The sequence below is a fragment of the Ruegeria sp. CDSA077 genome (assembly GCF_059612265.1).
In genome coordinates this window covers 37,476-61,830 of record NZ_JBXWQG010000009.1, presented here as the reverse complement: position 1 = coordinate 61,830, position 24,355 = coordinate 37,476, and the positions used below count along the sequence as shown (strand labels likewise).

General features: G+C 56.3%; 23 protein-coding genes and 1 pseudogene. 5 read left to right on the top strand and 19 right to left on the bottom strand.

Annotation, left to right across the window (positions count from 1 at the left end):
- Positions 1–5: 5 nt before the first annotated feature.
- The 3 genes from ugpE to AC2FLE_RS16060 are packed head-to-tail and all read left to right on the top strand — an operon-like array spanning position 6 to position 2,836.
- Positions 6–842: a sn-glycerol-3-phosphate ABC transporter permease UgpE gene (gene ugpE, locus AC2FLE_RS16070; protein WP_281973021.1), complete on the top strand. Its 837-nt coding sequence runs from the start codon at positions 6–8 to the stop codon at positions 840–842.
- A 3-nt stretch (positions 843–845) separates the two neighbouring features.
- Positions 846–1,901 carry a sn-glycerol-3-phosphate ABC transporter ATP-binding protein UgpC gene (ugpC, locus tag AC2FLE_RS16065; protein ID WP_496698288.1) on the top strand — a complete coding sequence of 352 codons (1,056 nt, stop codon included), beginning with the start codon at positions 846–848 and terminating at the stop codon, positions 1,899–1,901.
- Positions 1,901–2,836: a glycerophosphodiester phosphodiesterase family protein gene (locus AC2FLE_RS16060; protein ID WP_496698286.1), complete on the top strand. Its 936-nt coding sequence runs from the start codon at positions 1,901–1,903 to the stop codon at positions 2,834–2,836. Before ugpC ends, AC2FLE_RS16060 begins: the two co-directional genes overlap by 1 nt.
- A gap of 110 nt (positions 2,837–2,946) precedes the next feature.
- On the opposite strand, the gene AC2FLE_RS16055 is transcribed toward AC2FLE_RS16060, so the two are convergent.
- From AC2FLE_RS16055 to AC2FLE_RS15985, 15 genes are all read right to left on the bottom strand, one after another.
- Positions 2,947–3,642 (bottom strand): RraA family protein, encoded by a 696-nt coding sequence (locus AC2FLE_RS16055; RefSeq protein ID WP_496698284.1) that lies wholly within the window; start codon positions 3,640–3,642, stop codon positions 2,947–2,949.
- Positions 3,639–4,334: an alpha/beta fold hydrolase gene (locus tag AC2FLE_RS16050; RefSeq protein ID WP_496698282.1), complete on the bottom strand. Its 696-nt coding sequence runs from the start codon at positions 4,332–4,334 to the stop codon at positions 3,639–3,641. Before AC2FLE_RS16050 ends, AC2FLE_RS16055 begins: the two co-directional genes overlap by 4 nt.
- A complete protein-coding gene (locus AC2FLE_RS16045; RefSeq protein ID WP_496698280.1) occupies positions 4,331–5,455 on the bottom strand; it encodes a cobalamin-independent methionine synthase II family protein in 1,125 nt (374 codons plus the stop codon). The genes AC2FLE_RS16050 and AC2FLE_RS16045 overlap by 4 nt, the downstream gene beginning before the upstream one ends.
- A gap of 58 nt (positions 5,456–5,513) precedes the next feature.
- The gene (locus AC2FLE_RS16040) at positions 5,514–6,476 is read right to left on the bottom strand and encodes a cupin domain-containing protein (protein ID WP_496698278.1); all 963 of its coding nucleotides are present in this window, start codon (positions 6,474–6,476) and stop codon (positions 5,514–5,516) included.
- 150 nt (positions 6,477–6,626) lie between these two features.
- Positions 6,627–7,601, bottom strand: coding sequence for a nuclear transport factor 2 family protein (locus tag AC2FLE_RS16035; RefSeq protein WP_496698277.1), 975 nt, complete (start codon positions 7,599–7,601; stop codon positions 6,627–6,629).
- On the bottom strand, positions 7,598–8,617 hold the full coding sequence (locus AC2FLE_RS16030; RefSeq protein ID WP_496698276.1) for a LacI family DNA-binding transcriptional regulator: 1,020 nt from the start codon (positions 8,615–8,617) through the stop codon (positions 7,598–7,600). Before AC2FLE_RS16030 ends, AC2FLE_RS16035 begins: the two co-directional genes overlap by 4 nt.
- Positions 8,617–9,384 carry an SDR family NAD(P)-dependent oxidoreductase gene (locus tag AC2FLE_RS16025; RefSeq protein ID WP_281995153.1) on the bottom strand — a complete coding sequence of 256 codons (768 nt, stop codon included), beginning with the start codon at positions 9,382–9,384 and terminating at the stop codon, positions 8,617–8,619. Before AC2FLE_RS16025 ends, AC2FLE_RS16030 begins: the two co-directional genes overlap by 1 nt.
- A 1-nt stretch (position 9,385) precedes the next feature.
- Positions 9,386–10,450 carry an ester cyclase gene (locus AC2FLE_RS16020; RefSeq protein ID WP_496698274.1) on the bottom strand — a complete coding sequence of 355 codons (1,065 nt, stop codon included), beginning with the start codon at positions 10,448–10,450 and terminating at the stop codon, positions 9,386–9,388.
- A gap of 79 nt (positions 10,451–10,529) precedes the next feature.
- Positions 10,530–11,870, bottom strand: a complete 1,341-nt coding sequence (gene hisD, locus AC2FLE_RS16015; protein ID WP_496698272.1) for a histidinol dehydrogenase — start codon at positions 11,868–11,870, stop codon at positions 10,530–10,532.
- 11 nt (positions 11,871–11,881) lie between these two features.
- The gene (locus tag AC2FLE_RS16010) at positions 11,882–12,412 is read right to left on the bottom strand and encodes an ester cyclase (protein ID WP_142639920.1); all 531 of its coding nucleotides are present in this window, start codon (positions 12,410–12,412) and stop codon (positions 11,882–11,884) included.
- Positions 12,413–12,544: 132 nt separating this feature from the next.
- Entirely contained in the window at positions 12,545–13,534 is a 990-nt protein-coding gene (locus tag AC2FLE_RS16005) for a nuclear transport factor 2 family protein (protein WP_496698270.1), read from the bottom strand.
- Between the two features lie 178 nt (positions 13,535–13,712).
- A complete protein-coding gene (locus AC2FLE_RS16000) occupies positions 13,713–14,594 on the bottom strand; it encodes a carbohydrate ABC transporter permease (RefSeq protein WP_281972841.1) in 882 nt (293 codons plus the stop codon).
- Position 14,595: 1 nt separating this feature from the next.
- Positions 14,596–15,624: a carbohydrate ABC transporter permease gene (locus AC2FLE_RS15995; RefSeq protein ID WP_142639926.1), complete on the bottom strand. Its 1,029-nt coding sequence runs from the start codon at positions 15,622–15,624 to the stop codon at positions 14,596–14,598.
- Between the two features lie 65 nt (positions 15,625–15,689).
- Complete coding sequence (locus AC2FLE_RS15990) at positions 15,690–16,916, bottom strand: ABC transporter substrate-binding protein (RefSeq protein WP_496691510.1); 1,227 nt, start codon at positions 16,914–16,916, stop codon at positions 15,690–15,692.
- Between the two features lie 83 nt (positions 16,917–16,999).
- On the bottom strand, positions 17,000–18,049 hold the full coding sequence (locus tag AC2FLE_RS15985; protein WP_142639930.1) for an ABC transporter ATP-binding protein: 1,050 nt from the start codon (positions 18,047–18,049) through the stop codon (positions 17,000–17,002).
- Between the two features lie 158 nt (positions 18,050–18,207).
- Here AC2FLE_RS15985 and AC2FLE_RS15980 point away from each other — a divergent pair, with 158 nt between their 5' ends.
- Positions 18,208–19,209, top strand: coding sequence for an ester cyclase (locus tag AC2FLE_RS15980; RefSeq protein WP_496698267.1), 1,002 nt, complete (start codon positions 18,208–18,210; stop codon positions 19,207–19,209).
- 199 nt (positions 19,210–19,408) lie between these two features.
- Here AC2FLE_RS15980 and AC2FLE_RS15975 read toward each other — a convergent pair whose 3' ends face one another.
- From AC2FLE_RS15975 to AC2FLE_RS15960, 4 genes and pseudogenes are all read right to left on the bottom strand, one after another.
- Positions 19,409–20,143 carry a DUF3726 domain-containing protein gene (locus AC2FLE_RS15975; RefSeq protein ID WP_496698265.1) on the bottom strand — a complete coding sequence of 245 codons (735 nt, stop codon included), beginning with the start codon at positions 20,141–20,143 and terminating at the stop codon, positions 19,409–19,411.
- Complete coding sequence (locus AC2FLE_RS15970; RefSeq protein ID WP_496698263.1) at positions 20,140–21,840, bottom strand: hypothetical protein; 1,701 nt, start codon at positions 21,838–21,840, stop codon at positions 20,140–20,142. Before AC2FLE_RS15970 ends, AC2FLE_RS15975 begins: the two co-directional genes overlap by 4 nt.
- Positions 21,841–21,935: 95 nt before the next feature.
- Complete coding sequence (locus AC2FLE_RS15965) at positions 21,936–22,886, bottom strand: LysR family transcriptional regulator (RefSeq protein ID WP_496698261.1); 951 nt, start codon at positions 22,884–22,886, stop codon at positions 21,936–21,938.
- 307 nt (positions 22,887–23,193) lie between these two features.
- A pseudogene (locus AC2FLE_RS15960) lies at positions 23,194–23,397 on the bottom strand (IS6 family transposase); the annotation flags it as partial.
- A gap of 269 nt (positions 23,398–23,666) precedes the next feature.
- Here AC2FLE_RS15960 and AC2FLE_RS15955 point away from each other — a divergent pair.
- Positions 23,667–24,245, top strand: a complete 579-nt coding sequence (locus tag AC2FLE_RS15955) for a helix-turn-helix domain-containing protein (RefSeq protein ID WP_496698260.1) — start codon at positions 23,667–23,669, stop codon at positions 24,243–24,245.
- Positions 24,246–24,355: the final 110 nt, after the last annotated feature.

Sequence of the window (24,355 nt, the reverse complement as noted above, 5' to 3'; positions counted from 1 at the left end):
ATGGAATGGTCGAGAAACGTGGTGCGGGCCTGTGGCTGACCCATGCGTTTATGATCCTTGGCGTTCTGGTCATCTTCTTCCCGATCTGGCTGGCCTTTGTGGCCTCGACCGTTACTCAGGCCGATATCATCTCGCCCCCGATGCCGGTTGTGCCAGGTGATCAGTTCTGGGTGAATTACAAGGCGGCCCTGTTTTCCGGCGTGAACGTCCCGGTCGCAACGATGCTGTTCAATAGCCTGGTGATGGCGATTGGCATTGCCGTGGGCAAGATCGTCATCTCGCTCCTCTCAGCCTTTGCCATCGTCTATTTCCGCTTTCCCGGGCGGAACACGTTTTTCTGGCTGATCTTCCTGACCCTGATGCTGCCGGTTGAGGTGCGGATTGTCCCGACCTTCGAGGTGGTGGCCGGGTTTGGTATGCTCAACAGCTATTCGGGGCTGATCTTTCCTCTGATCGCCTCGGCCACTGCCACGTTCCTGTTCCGCCAGTTCTTTCTGACCATCCCGGACGAACTGGCCGAGGCCGCGCGGGTGGATGGCGCCCGCCCCATGCGGTTCTTTATTGATATCGTGATCCCGATGAGCCGAACCAACATCGCGGCCCTGTTCGTGATCCTGTTCATCTATGGGTGGAACCAATATCTCTGGCCGCTGCTGATCACGACCGACCCCGAAATGAACACCATCGTGATGGGCATCAAACAGATGTTCCCCTCGGGCGATGATTTTGCCCATTGGCCGACAATCATGGCAACCTCGATCCTGGCAATGATCCCACCGGTCCTTGTGGTGGTGTCGATGCAAAAGCTTTTTGTCCGCGGCCTTGTCGATAGCGAGAAATAAGAAATGGCAACAGTATCTCTTGAGAACGTCAAAAAGAGCTTTGGCCCGACGGACGTCATTCATGGCATCGACGTCGATATCGCGGATGGCGAGTTTATCGTGATCGTGGGCCCCTCGGGCTGCGGCAAATCCACTTTGCTGCGGATGGTGGCCGGGCTTGAGACTGTGACATCCGGCGAAATCCGGATTGGCGAAGAGCGCGCCAATGACAAGGAGCCGATGGACCGGGACATTGCAATGGTGTTCCAGAACTATGCTCTGTACCCCCATATGTCGGTACGCCAGAACATGGGCTATGGTCTGAAAATCGCCGGATTACCCAGGGCTCAGATTGACCAGAAGGTGACCGAGGCCGCTAAGCTGTTGCAGCTTGAGCCGCTGCTTGACCGCAAGCCCCGTCAGCTTTCAGGCGGTCAACGCCAAAGGGTTGCCATGGGCCGCGCTATTGTCCGTGAACCTGCCGTGTTCCTGTTTGATGAGCCGCTCTCAAACCTGGATGCAAAGCTGCGTGTCCAAATGCGTCTGGAAATCCGCGAACTGCAAGAAAAGCTGGGTATCACCTCGCTATACGTGACCCATGATCAGGTCGAGGCCATGACCATGGCCGACAGAATGATCGTGATGAACGGTGGTGTTGCCGAGCAAATCGGCACCCCGCTTGAGGTCTATGAGACGCCGCGGACGCTGTTCGCTGCGCAATTCATCGGCAGCCCGGCGATGAATACCTTTGATGCAGAGCGCCAGGGCGGAAAGATCAGGATCAACGATACCGAGATTGGCCCCTCGGACGGGCCCGATGGCCCGTTCAAATTGGGCATACGGCCAGAGCATCTGTTCCTTGATGAAAACGGGCCCTTCGATGTCATAGTTCAGATAGCTGAACCACTGGGGGCGAATACATTGTTGCACGGTCAGGTGTCAGGCTCTGGCGCGGCAATCACGATCAGCCTTCCGGGTGTTCATCCGATCGAAGGCCGTCATCCCAATATGCGTTTTTCTGTTGCGCCAGAGCATATGCATCTGTTTGACCCGGCCTCTGGCATAAGGCTCGAGGGCTGATGCCTTTCCCTCAGGTCGAGGCGTTTCGCGGCGGTAAAAACCTGATCCGTGTAGTAGGGCACCGGGGGGCACGCGGCGTCCTGCCCGAAAACAGCATGATCGGCTTCGATTTTACGCTGTCCATCGGGGTTCCACTTCTTGAGTTTGACGTGGTGCTGACGGTGGATGATGTGCCCGTCATAACCCATAACCATCGGCTGCATGCGCCGACCTTTCGGGATGCCAGCGGTCAGTTTTTGACCGGAAAAGAACCCAAAGTCTCGTCCCTGTCCTTCGACCAGATTCAACAGTTCGAAATCGGGCGCTTGGACGGACACTCGGATTATGGTCGACGGTTCCCCGATCAGGCCCAACTGGACGGCGTTCGCGTGCCAAAGCTGCAGGACCTTCTGGATCTGATCAATCGGCCGGAATACGGCAAAGCCAATCTGATGCTCGAACTGAAATCTGATCCGGATCTGGCCCATGACGCGGCCTATCTGGACCGCTTTGTCGAAAGCGTGGTACAGCAGGTTCGGGCCGCTGGCCTATCCGATCGCGTGTTGCTGCACAGCTTTGACTGGACCCTGTTGGAAGTCTGTCAGCGGCAGGCACCTGACATGCCGTCATCTTACCTGACGCAGCTTCCCGAAAATGCCGATGACGTTGGCGAGGATTCCTCCAAGGCCGTTTGTCCGGACTTTCGAGGCCAAAGCGAAAAAATCCCGCAAATGGTCAAGCAAGCGGGCGGCGCGCTTTGGTGTCCGTATTTCGCAGATGTGATATCTGAGGACGTCGCGCTTGCCAAAGAACTTGGGCTTTGCGTAGCCGTATGGACGGTCAATGAACCGGCGGATATCAGCAGGATGATTGATCTGGGCGTTGATGCCATCGTCTCGGACTATCCTGGACGGGTTCAAAGGCATCTGTCGGATTTGGGCATGAGATGGGTGTGATCCAGCCGCGATTTCCGACACGATCGCCATCGCTAATGACGGGTCTATTCAGGATCACATCGCCTCGCTGTCGGGTTAGTCTATGGCTGGGCCGCGCGGTTGTTGCCGCACTACGTGCGCGAGGCTTCGAACGCCGCCCATGCTTGTTCAAAGGCCTCAAAATCAAACTCTGACGCGCGTGCTGGGCCAAGAATAAGCTTTTCGGTTTCAAGCAATTTGCGGATCGCCTGTTCCAGGCTGTCCACCACTTCGGGCGGAATCACCAAAGCGCCGTGCCGGTCCGCATGCACCAGGTCCCCGTCCTTGATCGAGAGGCTGAAGATGGTCACCGGGGTGCCCACCTCTTTGACGTGCACGAACCCGTGGCTTGGACCGACCGAGCCCGCCACAACGGGAAACCCAACCGGCAAGTCGCCCAGATCCCGCATCACGCCGTTGGTCAACGCACCGCTGATGCCAAACCCTTTGTGGACCGTGGTATTGATCTCACCCCAGTAAGCACCGATGCAGTCCGGGAAATCCAAATCTTCGACAACCGTGACAGCCGGGCCTGTGCCCGTTGCCATGTGCCGGTAGTAATCCATCCGGCGCTGACGGATCACTTCGGGAGGGTCTTCGGGAGGGTTCACCGCCGCTATCTTTGCCGTTCTGGCATAACCGACCATTGCCCCCGCATCGGGATCCGAGCACAGCATTGTGCCCCGCGTGAAATTGTCGAACCCACGCTTGCCTTGCGCCACTTCTATCGCATTGCAAACGGTGGGGGTGTCGACGGATTTCAAAAGGTCCAGTAAGGGTTTTTTCATAGTGCCTCCAGCCAACGGCACAGAGCCGCTGTCGTCCGTTCGGGTTGTTCAAGTGTAGGTAAATGCCCCGCCTGTTCAATGACCTCGAAACGGCTATTCGTGAGAAGTTCATGCATCAGGGCGTGTCGCGAAACCGGGCACAGAGCATCATCTTTCCCGCACAGGATCAGGGCCTGTCCGGGATAACCGCGCAAGGTATCGCTTTGGTCGGGGCGATCTCGCAATGCTTTGGACTGGTTGATAAAAACATCCGGTCCAAGACCCAAGGCCATATCCATGCACAGGTTCAGAATTGCCTCGCGGTTCGGGCCATCGGTCAGGTAGTTTGGTTTCATCTCCTCGGCCATGACCCGGCCCAAGCCCCCACTGGACACAGAAGCGATTTGTGGACCACGCCTGCCTTTGACGTCATCCCGTTCGGCCAAGTGGTTGGTATCCATCAGCGCCACGCTGACGACGCGCTGCGGTTGCTGCCGGATTATTTCCATCGCAACGATGCCACCCATGGACAGACCCGCAAGGACAAAGCGCGGGGGCGCATAAGACAACACTTCGGCGGCCAAAGCCTGCACCGTGTCATGCCCCCCAATCGGCGCGTAGAGGACAGGATTGCTGCTCGAAAGCGTCGCGATCTGCGGGGCAAAAAGCCGGGCATCGCACATCATGCCGGGCAACATAACAAGTGGTTTCATGCGACCAATGCAGCCCCGTCGGCCAGAGATCCAAGCTTGGCAAAGGCGATATCGGGATCAACCGCACCAAATCCGGCAAAAGTGCCAAATCCGCAATCCGAGCCCGCGATCACTCTTTCGCGGCCGACAATATTCGAAAACCGTTCAATACGTTGGGCGACCAGTTCCGGATGTTCGACAAAATTTGTCGTGGTGTCGACAACTCCAGGTACAAGCACTTTGTCCTCTGGTATTTCGGCTTTGCGGTCACGGAACACCGTCCATTCATGCGCATGACGGGGGTTCGAGGTTTCGAACAGGACATAGCGGGATTTGGTCGACATCAGCGTGCCGAATACTTTGTCCATTCCAATGTCGCAACAATGCGGTCCTTCGTAATTGCCCCAGCAAATATGGACGCGCACCTTGTCAGCGGGAACGTCCTGCAATGCGTGGTTCAGGGCCTCAACATGCAAATTGGCGACTTTGACAAATTCTTCGTCCGAAAGGTCAGAGAACAGCATATGGCGAGACAGGGCCAGGTCGGGGCAATCCAGCTGTAGATCCAGACCGGCCCCCACAATGGTTTCGTACTCTTGCTTCATCGCATCGGCGAGTGCAGCCAGATAGGCTTCACGTGTGGGGTAGAAATCATTTTGCAGAAACAGCGAGATGACACCCGGGCTGGCCGCGTTCATAAAACCACGCTCGACACCATGCGCGGCCATGGCGGCCTTGAGGTTGTCGATGTCTTTTTGCAGTTCACCTTGCCCTTTTGACCGCACCTCACCCACACACATTGGGCGCGCATATTGTGGCGTACCGCCATCATCAGCCAAGCGTTTCAGGAAGCCGGGAAACATCTTCAGATCCGCTGGCGCGTTGCGCGGGCTGTCCCCGTCAAAACCAGTATAGCGATCTTTGACATAGGTGGCGTATGAGATCTTCGACGTCTCGCCATCTGATACGATATCGACCCCGGCTCCGACCTGTTTGCGCACTGTCTCGGACACTGCCGAGGTCATACACGCATCAAAAGCATCCGCGTCAAATGGCTCTGCACGCTCGCGCGCAAAGATGAAATCCACGACCTCCTGACTACGCGGAAGGCTCCCTACATGTGTGGTTGAAATGCGGGTCATTCCTTCTTCTCCCTCTGCAAGTCTAATCTGCGCCGCCCGGAAGGCAGCGCAGTTTGTTTCATGCACCTGTCCAAGTTGTACCGGCCGGATCTTCGGTTGCGGTAACGCGATAGAGCCCCGCGTCACCGGTCATCGAAGGCGTGACGCCATAGCTTTCGCCGGGCAGAACCAGTGCGGTATCCCCATTTGTCAGGGTTGTTTCAACATCCTCAATCGTAATCCGCCAGTGGCCACTGGCCGGCATCAAGACCACAGGCTTTTCGGCTTTGACCGGATCAGACACGCACGAGCCGCGACCAAGGAAATCAACCTCGAAACCCGGCTTGTCCTTGATCAGGCCGTTTTCACCGATCACAACGGCAGGCTTGTTTGATGACAGCGCCATCAAATCCCAATAGCGGGCCACGTAATTGCCAATCACATTTTCGACGGGGACCTCGGGATAGGCTTTCAACTGCTCTTCAGTCAGCAAGGGCATGGGCTGTACGTTATGCGGCAGCGTTTCCCCTTTTTTGCTGTCGTAAAGAACCCCATTGTTTCCAAGCATCAAGCCATGGGCCTGCGCATCCTGAATAACCTGTGGCGCCCAGGTGACCCCGCCCCCGGCATCGTCACCACCAAGGACCGCCATGATCATCCCATAGTCCTGCCCCACATTTTCAAACCCGCGGAAGATACCGGTCGGGATGTTGAAGATGTCTCCTTCTTCGGCAATGAACTCACCAGCCGATCCGTATCTGCCCCAGAAGAACCGCCAACGGCCTTTGGCAACAAAGAACACTTCGGCCGTGGTGTGGCTATGCAGAGAGTTCCGGCATCTCGGCGGTTGGCCCGCAGCACCGATGTTGAAACCGATCTTATCGGTGATGTGGACGTGTTGATCGGGGCTTTCGGATACGCCCCCGCCGACGATGGTGAAGTTTTCCTTTTGATCTGACCCCGGGGTATGGGCGTCGATGAACGCGGTTTTACAGGGTTTCAATTCGCCATAACGGACGATGCGGCTTTGGATGGTACTCATTTCTGTCTTCCTTTTGGTTGGAGTTCGCTGCGGTCAAACTCCGAAACCAGGCGGGCGGTTGTTCAGTCGCCGGGCACGCAGGCTGGCCCGGTGGGCGTGAAAACGTCGCAGGGCCTGCCCAGCCTCCAGATTTGAGAGACGATGCGACATTTACAGATCACCGGTTTTCAAAAGGATCTGTTTCCAGACCGACGTTTCATCAAACAGAGTGTACTCACGGCGCAGGCCCCAGGGGCCGAATTCGGCGTGGCTAATACCCAGCACAAAGACCTCGGCCCCCGTCGGCGTGCCGAACACACCCCATCCATCATGCTTGCCATGCAGCGACCAGCGGATCGCGGCGCGGGGCGGCATCATTGGGTCGTCGCGACCAATCTGATGTTGAATTTTGAACTCGGCATTCGGGAAAGAGGCGCGAAGCCCCATCCAAAAGCGATCGACCGGAGCCCAGCTGTGACCAGTCGTGCCGCGCGGATATTCCGATTGCACGGCGCGGTCATACTCGGCGCTGATCACGCTCAGGTCTGCAGACATGACCCGGTTCAGAATGTCGGCGTATTTCTGACCCCATTCATTGTCATTGCCACGCCCTTTGTAAGGTCCAGGCTGATCATTCGCCGGCGTGTAAGGCTGGGCGCAAGCCTCTGGGCCGCCTTCGCGGGCGATCAGATCGCGGGCATATTCTTTTGGGTCCCAACCCATCTGTTGGACAATCGCACCCTGGTCGCGGATCAGCCATTCATCGTTGATCTGGTTGTTGATGGCGTGACAGTCAGCAAGGATACGGTAGACCAGCTTTTTCCCGGTAGCCTTCCCATAGACACCGTCTCCCAGATGGGTCGCGGTCGACAAAAGCCTGTGCGAGGACAGCATGCCCTCTTCTGGTGTGCCGGACCAAATCACATCCTCACCCAGCAATGTGCGGTCGGGGAACTCGGCAAGCGTTGCCATGGTAGCGGCAATGACGCCCTGATTGCCAACGACAACTGAACCCGGGGATCGAACCACGATATCGGGCGCATAGTAATGGTGCAGCGTGGCAATGCCCCGATCTTCCCAGATTTCTTTTGTGATCCCAATAATATAGTCAGGAAAATCTTTGAATTTCGGGTCAAATCCCTTCATGTCTTCCATCCTTCAGGTATACGTGCAGAACCGCGAACAATCAGCGGTCCATCTATTTCCAATCGGTGCGGACCAACATCGGGCCCTTCGATTTTGCTCAGCAAAATGTCCACGGTTTCGGCAACCATACGGTTTGCAGGCTGTCGTACAGTGGTCAGGCTATAGGTTGGCCATGCTGCAACGGCCACATCGTCATATCCGACAACCGAAACATCTTCGGGAATCCTTAGGCCCAACTCGAATCTGAGGGTGTCCATCACTGCAATAGCCATGTGGTCATTGGCCACAAAAACGGCGTCGGGCGGGTCCGAGGCAAACATCTCCAGCGTTGCCGCCCGCGACTGTTCGCTGGTGAAGTTCCCAACGCCGCGCGCATGCAGTTCCGCCCCCGCATCATGCAAGGCGGCCCTGAAACCTGATTCGCGGTCGCGCTGGGTCGACGCGCCTTCCCAACCGGCTATGTACCCGATCTTTTTATGCCCCCCGGCCAAAAGGAATTCGGCAGCCTTGCGCCCACCCGCGATATTGTCCGAGGTGACCGCCGACATGGCCGGGTCGTCCTGAACCCGGTTAAACAGCACCATCGGCACACCGGCAGCCAGACAACGATCCGACAGATCCGACGACAAAGCCACCGAAGCTGCGATAATCCCATCAACCTGAAAATCCAGTATTTCTTCGATCACGTTGTCTATGTTGCCGGCCTGATGCGACGCCATGAAGACCAGCACGTGGTAGCCGCGCTCTTGCAACTTGTTTGTCAGCTTTTCCAACGCTTCAGGATAGAACTGATTGTTCAGATAGGCGACCACAAGTCCAATGATCCGGCTTTTGCCCGAGACCACCGCACGGGCCAGAAAATTTGGCCGATATCCCAGTTCATCCGCTGCCTTGCGCACTTTCGCGACCGTTTTTTGCGAGGCCGATGCACCAGGCGTAAAGACCCGGCTAACGGCGGATTGGCTGACCCCGGCCAGCCGGGCAACGTCCAACGATGTAACTTTCTGAGTAACCATCAGTCTGCCGTCCAGCCTCCGTCCACCAACATTGCTGTTCCTGTAACCAAAGCCGACGCCTCTGATGCCAGGTACACTACCGCGCCCATAATATCCTCAATCTCTCCCGGGCGGCCTAGCTTGATCTTGTCCAAAATCCAGGCCCGTTTGGTCGGGTCCTCGAATGTAGGCCGGGACAAATCCGTCAGGATGAAAGTCGGGCAAATCGTGTTGACACGGATCTTTGCGGGCCCGAATTCCAGCGCCATCGCCTTGGTAAAGCCCTCGACCGCAAACTTGGAGGCGCAATAGACCGCGCGTTCCTGCCCGCCGACATGGCCCATCTGGCTTGAGATATTTATCAGCGATCCGGGACGCCCGGCCTCAAGCAACCCTTTGGCAACGGCTTGGGTTAGGAAATAGGCCCCCCGGACATTGACGTTCATGACCGAGTCAAAATCTTCGGGCACCGTTTCGACCGCCTTGCTATGACGTGCAAACCCTGCCGAGTTCAAAAGGATGTCAAACGGCCCGTTTTCGGCGACAGCCGCGGCAGTTCCTGCGACATCGGTGACATCCATCTCAAGCACCTTGGCAGACCATCCCTTGGCAGTCATCTGATCGGCTATCTCTTGTAACGCACTTGCGCGGCGCGCCGCCAATGTGACCTCGGCCCCATGCTCTGCCAGCGCTACGGCGCAGGCCAGACCTATGCCCGACGATGCCCCGGCGACTAGCGCACGTTTGCCGCCTAGACTGAAACTGGGGGTGCTGGGAAAATTGAGCATATCAGACCTCGCCGACTGGGTATGGAATTTCACCCGCGACACGCGCTTTGTTGAATTCGCGCAGGCGGGCAAAGACATCTACGCCCAGTTGCCGGTACACGTCCAGCAGGTCGACCAACACCCAGTTCTCCCGGATCAGGCCATCTTCCAATCGCCAGAAATCCAACGATCTCATAGTGATGCGCTGGTCAGAAGGGGCGATACCCATCCAGCCGTCATGAGTGATGGTCTGGATCATGTCCGGCCAGCCGGTAACAGCTGCATAATCACCGTCACCAAAGAAATGAAAGGTGATCTCGTCGGCGTATTTGCCTCGGTCCGGCATGCCACCTAGGAAAGGGATCTGGTGCCAGTTGCGAAACCCTGCAATGCCGCGCCCGGTGCCGATCCCGGCGGGCCCGTACCAGTTCATGCGCGGATGCCAGAACCTTTCCATCTCCATCACTTCGGGGCTACCCTGCCTGGGATGCTTTTCCAGATGCTCAAGCATGGAAACGATATGGTCGCAGGAGGCCTTCGATTTTGCCTCATCCCAGGGGCCCCGCACGATACCGTCCAGCGTCGCCGGGCCGGGAATACAGAACTCCTGCCCCAAAGACGGGGCCATCGGCCAGGCCTTCGCTTGCATCATCACTTCGGTAATGTCCCAGAGTGCCTGGATTTCGACAACTTTGCGATCTTCGAAGCGGTAGAATTCGTGGAACCGCATATGGGTCAGATGCCCGGTCGGCGGGATGTCCAACCAAGGGGCGACGAAGGTGCCTACGTAGTGGCCGCCACAGCAGACCCAATCATTGCCATGTTGCGTCGGCCCGCCCATCACAATCCAATCCCGGCGTTCCAGATCAGGCATGGATTTCAAAAGCGGTGTGTAGCAGGCATCATAGAGTTCCTGCGGCCCGGTCAGGTCGCCGAATGGATGGGGCATGTGGATGACGGCATCGGGCGCAATCACCGCCAGCAGTGCAGCTCGGACGCCGGTTTCGTCAAAGTTATACATGGCTTCGCGCAATGGCGCGATCAGGGCCTTATGGGTAGAATGTGTGTCCATTGCGAAATCTCGCATTGTGTTATCTGCTTTTCTTTCAAAACCCGTGGTGCCCGGGTAAACCCCAAGCGCAAGTTCTGCAGCAATGACCTCACTCTTATGAGGACGCGTCTGCAGCCTCGCGATAAGCCGCACCTTCGCCGTAAGGTACGTTGATACCCCCATAACGCCGGACGCGAATATTGCATTGCTCGGCATGGCCGACAAAGCCTTCCAGCATACACAGGCGTGAGCCGAATTCGCCGATCATTGCCGCAGCCTCGTCGGTAACAACCTTCTGGTAGCTATGAGTTTTCATGAACTTGCCGACCCACAAACCGCCGGTATAACGTCCAGCCTTTTTGGTCGGCAGCGTGTGGTTCGTGCCGATCACCTTGTCACCGTTTGCAACATTGGTCCGCGCCCCAAGAAACAGCGCGCCATAGCTGGTCATGTTTTCCAGGAACCAGTCGTCACGGTCGGTCATCACCTGCACATGCTCAGAAGCGATATCATCGGCAACTTGCAGCATTTCGTCATAAGTGTCGCAGACAATGACTTCCCCATACTCATCCCAGCTGACTTTTGCGGTTCCGGCGGTAGGCAGGATGCCGAGGATACGGTCGATCTCGCTCAGCGTTTCTTCGGCCAGCCTGCGCGAGTTGGTGACCAGAACACAGGGGCTGTTGTAGCCATGCTCGGCCTGCCCCAACAAGTCGGTCCCACAAAGTTCGGCATCGGCAGCGGTTTCGTCGGCAATGACCATGGTCTCGGTCGGGCCCGCAAAAAGGTCGATGCCAACGCGACCAAAGAGCTGCCGTTTGGCTTCTGCCACAAAGGCGTTCCCGGGGCCGACCAGCATGTGGACCGGATCAATGGTTTCCGTACCGATCGCCATGGCACCAATCGCTTGGATACCACCCATGACATAGATCTCATGCGCCCCACCCAGATACATGGCAGCGATCACGGCCGCATTGGGCTTGCCCTGAAACGGCGGCGTGCAGGCGATGATGCGAGGCACACCCGCGACTTTAGCGGTCGCAACCGACATATGCGCCGAGGCAACCATCGGGAATTTACCGCCAGGAACATAACAGCCAACAGACTGCACCGGGATGTTCTTGTGGCCGAGGATGACGCCCGGCAAGGTTTCAACCTCGATATCCAGCATTGAGTCGCGCTGCGCCTGGGCGAAGTTTATCACCTGTTTCTGAGCGAACTTGATGTCGGCCAGCTCGCGTTCGGTCAATGAGGCGATCAGCTCGTCGATCTGTTTCTGGCTCAGGCGGAAGCTTTCCGGCGAGTAATTGTCAAACTTTTCCGACAGATCACGCACTGCCGCATCACCGCGGGTTTCGATGTCTTTCAGAGTCGCTTCAACGACAGCGCGGGTTTTGGCGTCATCTTCGGCCCGGTCGGCCTCGGGTTTGCCGCTTTTCAGATATTCGATAGCCATTGTCCTAATCCTCAATTTTCGGGCCGGGGCGGAATTTCTTCTCCCCGGTCAAATGTTTCCCACCCTTTGCCCTGGAACAGATCGACGCCAAGCTGCGAGGCGACATGGGCAAAATCGACATTCACCCAGTTGTCGACGATCTTGCCGTCGACAACTTTCCAGAAATCCATGTAACGGATCTCGACGCGCTTGCCGGTGGGCGCAATCCCCAGAAATTCGCCAGAATGGGTTGCTTCCTGGCGGCCAAAAGCTGCCGCCCACTCGCCCATATAAAGCCGGGCCTCGTCGATGCAGGTCTTGTCGGAAAACGCAGCCTGGAACGGGCGTTGCCAGTTTTCCTGGAATTCCTTCAGGCCCGTCTTGGTGCCGCAACCCTGGTTGCCAAGCCAGCGGAACCCTTCGGCGAAGAATTCGCCGATGTCTTCGATACGGTGGTCGTTCAAACCATCGACCATCCCCTCGATCACGGCGCGGGTCTCGTCGGTTTTGCTCATGTCCGTGTCACGTGTCAGCACGGCTTGTTCGGGGCGGGAGCCCTTCATGTTTCTCTTCCTTTTATGGTTACCAAGGGATCTTCTGTGTGGAGGGCGAGAATTAATCCGCCGTCAGAAAATCCCTTGGCATCCGGTTGAGCGCCGGATGGCGCGCAACGGCGTTATGTCTGGCAGAGCAGCTCATGCAGCCTGCTCGGCGATTTCAGCAAAGAGGTCATAGCCCAGTTGCAACAGCACATGCGGGACATCGACGAAAACCCAGTTTTCGACCAGCAGATCGTCCTCGCGGCGCCACCAGTCGCAGACCCGCATGAAGACGCGTTTGCCACTTGCGGACTGGCCGAGGAAAGGTTTCACTTGGACGCCAGTTAACGAGGGCCAACCGCCCGAGCATACGTAGTTACCTTCGCCATAGCGGGTGAAATGCGCCGTCATACCATTGCCCGCAGTGCCGCCGGACCAGCCTTCAAAGGCGGCTTCAAAAGGCACCTGGAAGGTGGCAAAACTCTCGACCCCGACGAAAGAACCGAACGCGCCGGGGCCGTACCAGACCATGTTGTCATGCCAGTAGGGGCGCCAAGCCTCGTTCTCGGTAGCAAGCCCGGCCAGCATTTCTGTGACCATATGATAGCTCTTGGCACCCTCGGCAGGATCCTGCGGAGTGGTCAAGATGCCATCATGGCTGGCAGGGCCCTGAATCATGCCGGTGAAACCGCGGGTCTTGCCCGGGCTGTCGGGGATCGGCCATTGTCCAGCGGCCAGCATCAGCTCTGGAATATCGAGGAAGATATAGCTTTCCACCGCCTTGCCGTCCTTCATCCGGTGGAACTCGCCGAAGCGCAGATAGGCAAGCTCGCCTGTGGCCCGGATGCCGAGCCAGTCGCGCGAGAACCGACCAACGAAATAGCCGGTGGCGCTGATCCAGTCCTGCCCGTCAAATTCGCCGGCCATGACGATGTCATCGCGCCGAAAAAGCCCGTCGAAGGCAGCGGCGAGCGGGGCGATGACGTGATCGTGCAGCCCGAGGCCGCCCGCGACCTCATTGAAGGGATGCACCACGTTGACATGTGCACTGGGGGCGAAGAAAGCGTCAAATGCCGGCCGGAAGTTGCCAGGATGGCGTTGTGCTTCGGTGAAACTCAGAAAGGGTTTGCGGTCGAGGTTTTTCATCTTCTCTGTCTCAATGGGGTCTGTTCGGGGCGTGTTCGGAGAAGCGCCCCGCAAGGTCCCGCGCGCATCAAAGCAAATGGAATTCGTCCCGGCCGCCGGATCCTGCACGCAGCCACATTCAGTCTGGCTGTATGCGCATGGGCAGATACGGACTGAGGATGAGTGCGTCCCATCAGAGTTAGCCTTTCACAGCCCCGGCCGTCAGACCGCCCACAATCTGTCGCTGGAAGAACATGACCAGAATGAACAATGGAACTGTGGCTGAAACCACAGCCGCAACCGCGAACATCACGTTACCTTCAGTCTGCGTTGTACCAAGAAACGCGGCAATGGCAGGCACCATCGTGCGGTTGCTTTCGGACAGCAGCATCGCCCCGACGGCAAAATCGTTATAGGCCAGCAGGAACGAGAACAGCCCGGTGGTGATCACCCCTGGCCACATCACCGGAATGATCACGCGACGAAATGCCTGGAACTGGTTGCATCCGTCGACCTTGGCACTTTCATCCAGCTCGCTTGGGATGTTCTTAAAGAAAGAATGCAGCATCCACAGAGTGAACGGCTGGTTGATCGCCACAAGCACGATGATCGTGGTTGGAAGGATCCCCCAGATATTCCATTCGAAGAAAGGCAGCAAATATCCCGAGACCAGCGTAATCGGTGGCATAGCCCGGAAGATAAGTGCCGTGATCAATAGCCAGAACGTATAGTTGTAGGTCGACCGGGACAGAGCATAGCCCCCCAGCGTTCCGATTGTGAGCGAGATGGTGACAACAAAGAAACAGACGATCCCTGTGTTGAGAACATTCCGCCAGAATTCTTCCTGTATCCAGGCGCCCTCGTACCCTGTGGTTGTGAAAGGCGAGCCATAGACGGCTTCGGTCCGTGCTCCGGTGATGGCATTGGTCCAGTCGGCGATCGAAAAGAAATCCAACTCTACTTTGAACGAACCCCAGACCGTCCAGAGGAACGGGAAAGCGGCCAGAACGAACCATAGGATCACAAATAAGGACGAGGCGATCCGGAGACTTCTAGGCATTCTTTGTGCGCGGCTGGCCATATTATCTTGCTCCTTTGAAGTCGCGCCAGGTGCGGACAAGCACGGGTGACAGCAGAATGGCGACTCCAATTATCGTGATCACAGAGGTCGCGGCCGCGGAAGAAAGCTGCCGGGTTTCACCGCCTAAGTCGTTGAAGATGAATGTACTAAGGGATTGTGCGTGCGCACCTGCGCTGAACCCGATTATCGGTTCAAACACCTTGAAGTTGTCCATCAACTGAATCAACGCAACAAATGTGACCAGTGGCATGAGATGAGGAACGACCACGAACTTAACCTGTTGCCAGCGGGTTGCCCCGTCTATCTGGGCGGCCTCGATTTGATCCTGGGGCAATGTTTGCAGCCCCGCATAGAACACGACAAATGCAAATGGAGCGGCGTGCCAAACTCCATAAACCATCAGCGCCACCCACATCAGCCCGGTTGAGGCCTTCAGGCTAAAATCCGGATCCCCGGCCAGATATACTAGGGCGTTGCCGATGACCCCGCGGCTGTCAATCATCCAGAACAGGATAAGCGAGCCAATCAACGGAGTGACGATCATCGGCAGAAGCGAAAAGAAGATCAGCAGCCCTTTGAGATTTCGGTGCAGGGAGTTGATTGCCAGCGCAATCACCAGCCCCAAAATGATTGTGAGCGGCGTCACAACAAACGTGAATGTCAGCGTAAAAGCCATTGCCCTGTAAAAGGGCAAATTACCGATCTTTGAGAAGAAACCGCCCCAGGTTTCATTCGCAGCCCAGATCTGGCCAATTTCCTGGATCGCCAGGTGGCCACGGTCCAGGTAAATGTCCAATCCGACAAATCGGCCCAGTGGTTTCTCGGCGCGAAGGGCGGCTGTTGCCTCTTGATCAATCGTGGTCTCTGTCGTGCAGCCAATCAGGGGGGTGCAGCTTTCGACCTCTAACAAAACGGCCGGATGAGGCGCGAAAATGGATTGGGTCACCACCGAGACTATCGGCATCGCGATGAACAGCAGCATCGCAAGCCCGGTGGGCAGGAAGAACCACAGGAAGGTCTTATGGCGCATGTCGCAATCCCCACGTGAATTGGTTTGTGCGGGCGGCCCTTACAGACGCCCGCACGAGTCAGGCCCTACTGGAGGAAACCTTGTTCGATGGCAGCGGCGCGATATGCGGCTTCGACATCGGCCAGCGCCTGCTCAGCGCTTTCCTTGCCTTGCATGAAGTCTGAAAGTTCATTGCCTAGCGCGCTGTGCATCAGGCCCATGTAAGGCAACATCGGATAAGGCGGTGTGCCCATTTTGGCCGCCTCAAACACGCCTTCGGCGTCGGCACCAGGCTCGTAGCCTTCGATCAACCATACCGCCAGCGGCGTGGTTTCATCGTTCAGCATGTCAGGACGGATACCGTGTTTCATCGCGATGAACGTAGCCTCGGCTTCTTCATCCGAGATGTTCTTGCCGACGGTCCAGCCGTCCCACCACAGGGTCGATGCCGGCGTCGACCCGCCGCCGACTGTCAGTGGTGCGCCGATCGCATGACCGTCGATCACTTCCTGAAGCACGCCTTCGGTCGTGGTTTGCTGCGATGCGCGTGAACCCCACATATTCATGATTGCAACGTTACCAGCACGGTATTCGGCATTAGTGGCATTGGAATCGTGGGTCAGGAAGTCGGGGTTCATGTATTCCGACAAAGCCTTCATCATGTTCAGCGCATTTACACCAGCCTCAGAATTCACGTTGGGCTCGGCTGTTCCGGCTTTGAAGTGGCTGCCGCCATAGCCAAGAAAAATGTTGTTGAATTCCTGTGCCAGATTCCAACCCGACGCATAGGCGCCGCCAACCGGGTTTTGCATGATGCCCTGCTCGCGAATGGCTTTGGCAGCTTCGAGCAATTCTTCATAGGTCGTTGGCACTTCGACACCGGCCTGTTCCAACACGTCCTTGCGATACATCAGGTGCTGAGCATTCGCCATGAACGCCACGGCCATAATGTCATCACCAATCTTGATCAACTGACCTGGCTGCAGGTCCTGACCATGCTGTTCCACCAGATCGTTGAGCGGCCGAATAACATCTTCGTTCATCAACGCCACGATCGAGCTGTTGGCGATGATGGCACTGGTGTATTCAGACGGGTTTCCGGACAGACCAGCCACGTTGATGGTCTGGTGCTCGGAGGTCAGGTTTGAATCGACCGATGCGCCTGTGCATTCTTTCGCGCCGGTTGCGACGGCCTGAATGGCCGCAAATTCGTTACCAACGATATTCACGCGCCCGTTAATTTCACAGGCATAACCTGCGCTGGCGGCAAAGGCGGCCAAGGACCCAGCCAATGCTATTTTCTTCAGAAACATTTGTATTCCTCCCTAGGTAGATGGGTGCATCTTCGAAGTCTGCACCTGCATTAAACCCGGCAATGCGGGTTTGGATTTTCTGTTCAGCGCTCCAAACGCGTTCCGGTTTGCGCATCAAACAAGTGGCAGTGATCGGTGTGGATATGGATTGAAACCTGATCATCGATTTCAGCGCGATAGGTTTTGTCGGCTTTGACCGAAACCAGCGCGCCACCGATCCGAACCGAGACCATCGTGCTGTCGCCCAAAAGCTCCTGCGTGTAGATGGGCCCGTTAATCTCGCCGCCGCTTTCCACGACATTGGCGTCCTCGGCGCGAAAGCCCAGCGTAATCGGGCCGTCCGACGCATTCAGCCCATGCACCTCAGTGTTCTGAGCCCGAAACACCCCATCCTGAACCTGACCATCGATAAGGTTCATTGCCGGGTTGCCAATAAAGCTGGCCACAAAAGTGTTTGCGGGTGCATCGTAAATATCGGTCGGAGAGCCAACCTGCTGCACGATACCCTGCTTCATGATCACCACACGATCGGCAAGGGTCATCGCTTCGATCTGGTCATGAGTCACGTAGATCGTGGTCACGGCAAGCTCGTGGCTGAGGTTCTTGATCTGCGCGCGCGTCGAAACACGCAGCTTGGCGTCAAGGTTTGACAGCGGTTCATCCATCAGAAAGACATTTGGCTCGCGAACAATGGCGCGGGCCAAAGCGACACGCTGGCGCTGGCCGCCCGACAGCTCTGCTGGTTTGCGGTGCAGAAAGTCATCCAGTTCGACCATGGCCGAAGCGCGGCGCACTTTTTCGTCATGCGTGGAAGGGTCGATGCCGCGCACCTTCAGCGGGAACCGGATATTCTCATAAACATTCATGTTCGGATAGAGCGCGTAGGACTGAAACACCATGGCGACATCGCGGTCCTTGGGCTCCATGTCGTTGACACGCTCGCCATCTATCAGAATATCGCCCTCGCTGGCGTCTTCCAAACCCGCAATCATGCGCATGGTCGTCGTCTTGCCACAGCCTGATGGGCCAAGAAGAACCAGGAACTCTTTATCGGCAATAGTCAGGTCGAAATTATCCACCCCCACAAACGATCCCCAACGTTTCCCAACACTGCGAAGTTGAATTTCGGCCATTCTGTCCTCCCATGTGCACTTGTCGTGCATACGTTTGCAAGAGCATAGACATCTGATGGAACATCAGGCAAGCTTTTTTTGCATGCGTTTGCAAATCTACGTTTCACTATACTGAAAACCTGTGCTCAATTCCTGCTAAAGCACTGAAAGAAAAAAATATGCCTTACGAAGCCGAAAAAAATATTGTTCTGGATCTTTATGAAGCTCTGAGCCGAGCTGAAGAATCAGCGGTCCCTGACGTGATCTCGAAATATTGCGCCGATGACTATCTGTGGCGCGGATTCCATCCCTTTGACGAACTGCATGGCCCCAGTGACGTAGGTGCCCAGTTCTGGCTTCCGCTGAAACAAAGCCTGACCCGAATGCAGCGCCGCCTGGACATATTCATGGCCGGAGAAAACGAGATGGACGGTTTCACCTCGGTCTGGGTTGTATCAATGGGCCATCTCATGGGGCTGTTCGACAAAGATTGGCTAGGTATCTCGCCAAACGGCAAAATGACATTTCTGCGCTATTGCGAATTCAACAAGGTCGAAAACGGGAAAATCACTGAAACGGCGATGTATTTCGACATACCTCATTTCATGATGCAGGCCGGATTGCAGCCGTTCCCACCTCAGACAGCCGCGCAGCTCGTGCAGCCGGGGCCCATGACCCATGACGGCCTGATGGTCGGTCCGCAACCTGCGGCGGAAGGAGAGCGGACCCTGGCAGCCATCAACTCTATGATCTCCGATCTGGGCCAATGGAACAGCGGCCTCAGCCTTGAGGACGAGCTACGGCGCACATGGTCCGAAGACATGATCTGGTGGGGGCCATCCGGGATCGGGGCGACCTACACGATCGAACGCTACGCCCAACAGCATGCAGGCCCTTTCCGTGCTGGTTTCACTGACCGGTCGAAAACCAAACACATATGCCGCCTGGCAGAGGGTCATTATGGCGGTTTTTTTGGCTGGCCGAACTTCACAGCCCGTCCAACTGGCGGGTTCATGGGAATGCCTGCGACTGACAAAGCCGGTGAATTTCGGGTAATAGATATCTATCGGCGAGACGGGGATAAGCTGGCCGAGAACTGGATATTCATCGACCTTTTACATTTCTGGAAACAGCAGGGCGTGGACATCCTTGCCAGAATGTCCGAGCTACCGAGAACATAACCGGCAGGATTGACGCACATCAGACCTTGGCTCTGTGCACTACCCCTGGCTCATGGCGCGTAGGATCAAAAGGTTCTTTGGCGACCCAGCGCCGATTCAACGGGAATACATGCTGAACGAGTTCCGGACCGACGCCGCCCCAATCGGGGCGGCATTTTTTGTTTGCAAACGGAGCAAGCGCTGGCTCATATCCCAAGCCTCACATGGGCCCCGCGCCTGAGCGGGATTGCGTATCCGAGCGAACGAGAATGGGCCAAGCGGCGGCGTTCAGGGCGTCCCATTGGTCGGGGTCAACCTCAATCCCCTGTTCCAAAGCTTGGTTATAGTTGGCTGCTAGCTGCGCCGCCGAAATCTCAAACCGCTGAAGTTCGGGTTGCTCCACCTGACGTGTCACCGCGTCCGCCAGCAATGCAGGCTGATTTGTGCAGATGATAGTGACAGTCGAGATTTCTTTGCTTTCATCTGCATTATCCAAACGCCAGTAATGCGGGAAAGTCGCGCCGCTTTCAAAGCTCGCTCCGTGTGATCCAACCTGATCTTTCCAATAGGCTGAGATATACACGCCCAACTGCGCGACCATCGACAGGCTTCGCAGGATTAGGCCAGGATAGCGGCAGTTGGCCAGCTCGATGATCGCAAAGCCCGACTTGTTGGCCTTGGAGTGCATCAGATAGGCCGCCAATGAGCCGTGCTCGCAGACATCCGCGCCACCTGCATCAAGAACGGCGATGTCGTCATTTTCGAACACCAACCGCGGAGTCGCTCCACCCTTGGGGGCCAGTGGTGGCAGGGTGATACGGTCGAACCCGCTCAGACCCGTCATTTGCAACCAAGTGACCAATTGGGCAGCGTCCTCATAGTCACCGATCTCGTGCCCGGCTCCTTCGTAGGCGCGGGACAGCGCGGTGATCATTTCGTTACGGGATACTTTCATGCTTGTGCCTCCTCAATCTGCGGTTTCAGTGGCAGGAACCAGCTTTCATAGGTCTGGCCGATGTCATCAATCAGCGGTGCCCCCTGATACATTGTGTTACGTACCCATAACTTCGAACGAGGGTCGAACTTGCTGACGCCAAAGAAGGCAAGCTTGCAGCGCAACAGATCCATGGGCCGCACGTTCCGGTCTGCAAGGTTGGCTCGGATTTCGGCGTATTTGTGCCTGCTCATGGTTTGGATGCGGCGCACGATGCTTTTCAGAGCTGGGCGGCGCAACAGGAAATGAATGACGTCACTGCCTGGATGCTCTTCAAGGTCTTCCAACAACACGTCATAGCAGGCGCGAACACGGCGCCCGATGGGCAGCGGCATTTGTTTCTCAATCCCCGGATCAGCACCGGCAAAACCCAGCCGGGGCTCCAATTTTTCTTCCGAGCGATACCAGAACGCATCCGATTTTTCCGGGTCCGAGAAGTCAATGGCCAACGCCCAGTCATAGCGATCCTCGATCAGTGTGCGCAGCTGATCGGTGGCCATGTCGGGGTCAATCACCGGATTGGGGAGGACCGTGAAACTATCTTCCAGATCGTTCACCAGTTCGGGATGAATCTCCAGGCATAAAGCGTGGATAAGTTCCTGAGTCTCCAGACTCCAGACGTCGCGGGCATGATCCGACAGTACTGACCAAGTTTCCAACGCATCACCCTGCGCCGATAGCCAGACGCGCACTTCGGCAAGTTCCGCTATCAGAACCCGGTTGCGTTCGAGCTGCTCTTCGTCCGCCGTGCGACTTTCGGAGAAATGTTGCTCGGCCCGGTCGATCAGGTCATGGAACAGCTGGATGCGCCAGTCGGTCGGGGTGGCTTTGTGCAAGACCTGCGCCAGTGCTGTTTCACGCATCTCGATCCACTGGCTCAGCAACTCCCCATGGTTCACCAGATAAGGCGCCATTCCCAGGCCGGTCGAGTTTCCAATGCCAAAGAAGCGCTTGAGCCGATCGTCCAGTGCCACGGCGGTTTCGGGCGCGCGAGACTTCGCGATGTGATCCACCTGATCCAGGCTGAACTGACGCAGCATGTAGCAAATGAACATCTCGGGCGCGAAGGGACGGTTGAAGTCGGCAAACTTAACCCGCACCTTGTTCCAGTCCGCCATGCCCAGCTTGCCGCTGCCATAAACGGCAGTAGTGCGGTACAGGTATCCCACATCAGCGATCCGCTCAGCATCGGGCTGGCGCCCGGCGGTGAGCTCCTCCAGCACATGGGTGAACAGGCGCGAACTGCGGTTGGCTCGCGACAGACTGAAAACACGCGCATCCACCCTGCCCGCTTCCTGCCGAGGCACGTTGCCGCGCATGTCTTCCAGCCAGATGTCGTCTACCTCGCCCTCACAGAGCGCCATGGTCAGATCCCAGCTGGTGGCGATCACGCGGTCGTTGCGATCTTCGTCTGACAAGAAATTTGAAAACAGCACAAAGCTGAATACATCATTCGGTGTTTCGATCCGGTAGATCGCGGTCCCATAGCCGTCGTTGTCGAGATCGAAGCGTTGGCGGTTGATGGACCATTCCTCTTTCATGATGCGGCGCACCAGTGTGCGCATGAAGCTGAGTGTCGACGAATGCAGCGACCCCAACCGCGCGAGGTCCATGACCTCGGCTTCGGGGCGCATTCTGTCGGAAATTGCAGCAAGCATTTGACCCTCCTAAGACTGATTTGCGTTGGAGGAATGCTTCGTCGGAATGGGCCGTAGAGTAAAATTTGAATATTTTGCGCACTTATTTGCAGAATTTATAATTTATCAGCATTTGCCTGAACCGTATTGTTCGGGAACATGGCAGACATCTTGTGCGAACGGAGTTGCAAAAATTTTAGAAACTCATTTGCGGCGGTCGGCAGTGGCCGTTTGCCCGAGGTAATAAGGCACAGATCGCGATTCAGATCGGGTTCGGAAAGGCTGCGGTAAACCAGCGACGGGTTTAGATAATCCGGCGAGGCCAGTGCTGGCAACGCCGACACTGCCATCCCCTGTTCGACAATTCCGACCAGAGCGGCAATGGTCAGTACCGTAAAGTCCGGATCGGATACGGAAACGGGCAGCCCCCGCACGCCATCGGTAAGGCGGCTGATCCCGGTATCGGCGGCCATGCCGACAAAAGACTGATCTTCAAGACAGGCCCATGCCAACCTGTCCTTGCGCCGCGCCAGCGGATGATCCGCGCGGCAGATCAAACCCACGCGATCCCGGAGGAAAGGAGCATAGGTCAAAGCCGGATTGTCGGACCACTTGTTTGCAATCCCGAAATCGGCCAGACCGTTCAGAATCTGGGTTTCAACCCCGCGCCCGTTATCGTCCTGAATTTGCAGCGAGACATCCGGCTTAACAGTCGCATAATCACGGACGGCCCGCGGCAGTACCCGAATTGCGACGGAAGGCAGTGCTGCGATACGCACCAGGTTGCGCTGTTTCCTGGCACTGCTCCGTGCCGAAAGGATCGCCGCGTCAAGGCCGCTCAGGATGGCTTCAGCCTTGTGCAGAAACTCTTTTCCCTGAGGTGTCAGAGAAACGGAGCGAGTGGTACGTTGCAACAGAGCCGCTTCTACGTTTTCCTCGAATTGCTGGATGCTGAGGGTCAGGGCAGGTTGGGAAATGGCGAGTTCGTCCGCCGCCTTGCTGAACGACCCGCATTTCGCTACCTGAACGAAAGCACGAAGCTGCTTAAGCGTTACATTTCTGGACACCGACCTGGACATAGACGGAGTCTACACCAGCCACGCAGCGAGTGCCTGCGAATTCGCTCCTCGGCGTGGCTTTCTGCAAAACATCAGACACATGACGGGTTGAGGCACTGATGCTATTACAGCTTGAAAGGCAAGCGCCAGATGCCAAAACCGGTGTGATGGGCGGTGCTGCCTGACTAATTTGAAATAGCCTCAGGTGGAGGGTTTTGTTGCAAAGTTTTGAGCACGAAGAGCTGTTTCAATGATCGGATTGGAGCTAGACGGTCAGCTCAGCGAATTGTTTGAATGAACAGAGTCCGAGCCTGCATGGTCCTTTGCGTCTGTGCACTGGATCAGCAATAGCGCCGCAATATCGTGTGACCCACTGGTTCAGCTTGGTGTGGTCAACTGAGACCCCGCGCTCTGCCATGATTTCTTCATGATCACGATATGAGACTCCGTAGCGGACGTAGAAGAACGCTGAGAACAGGAATACATCCTTCGGATATTGCGCGCCTTTAAAGGAAATCATGAACCGGCTTTCGACCTGATATGACCAGCAGTCATTCACGCGCTAATTGCGAATGCGTCGATGGTCAAAAGATTGCAACATTTTCCGATCAACAACCTGACCAAGCCCCAAATACAATGACCAGTCAGCTGAACAATCTGCTGGTATCGGGAATCCAAAAAGTGTTCTGAATACTCGAGCCTTGACGCATTTTCGAATTAGGGCACTGATGTTGACATCCCGGATGCGCTGTATCCATATCCTGAATTCCATGATCGGCAGCAAAAATAGTGGAAAAGAAAAACTGCACTGAAAGTGAAATAGGTCAGACACTGCAACGGTTACGCCAAGAGCGTGACCTTAAGTTGGGTGACCTGGCTACTCGGGCACAGGTGTCCACTGCGATGATCAGTCGTATAGAGAATGGTAATGTCTCACCTTCGCTTGCGATGCTGCAATCACTGGCGGATGCCCTTGATGTGCCATTGGTGGCATTGTTTGCACGCTCAGATGCGGCAGCAGATGTGCATCACGCGCGTGCCGGGGATGGTCTCCAGGCGCGGCGTATCACTCAGGGGCACACGCATAACTACCTTCTGTTGGGCAAGCACAGTGCACCCCAAGGGACGTTCCAGTCGGCGCGGATCAGTATTTCAAAAGAACAATCAGACAATTTGCCCGGCTATCAGCATGAAGGCTATGTCTTCATATACATAATCGAGGGCCAGGCAATCTATCGTTGCGGCAGCGAAGATTTTGATATGTCAGCGGGAGATACGCTGAGTTTTGATGCCAAGCTTCCGCATGGTTTCCGTAAAATCCACTCGCAAAAGATCGAATTCATAGCCGTCTCCACTCGTCAGCAATAGTAGGGCATTCCAGATACACAACCCAATTTGGCGCCAACTAAGTAATATCGCATGCTGGTCAGATTTTTGAATTTCGAATAACCATATCTTATGGGTCGAATCTGACACCC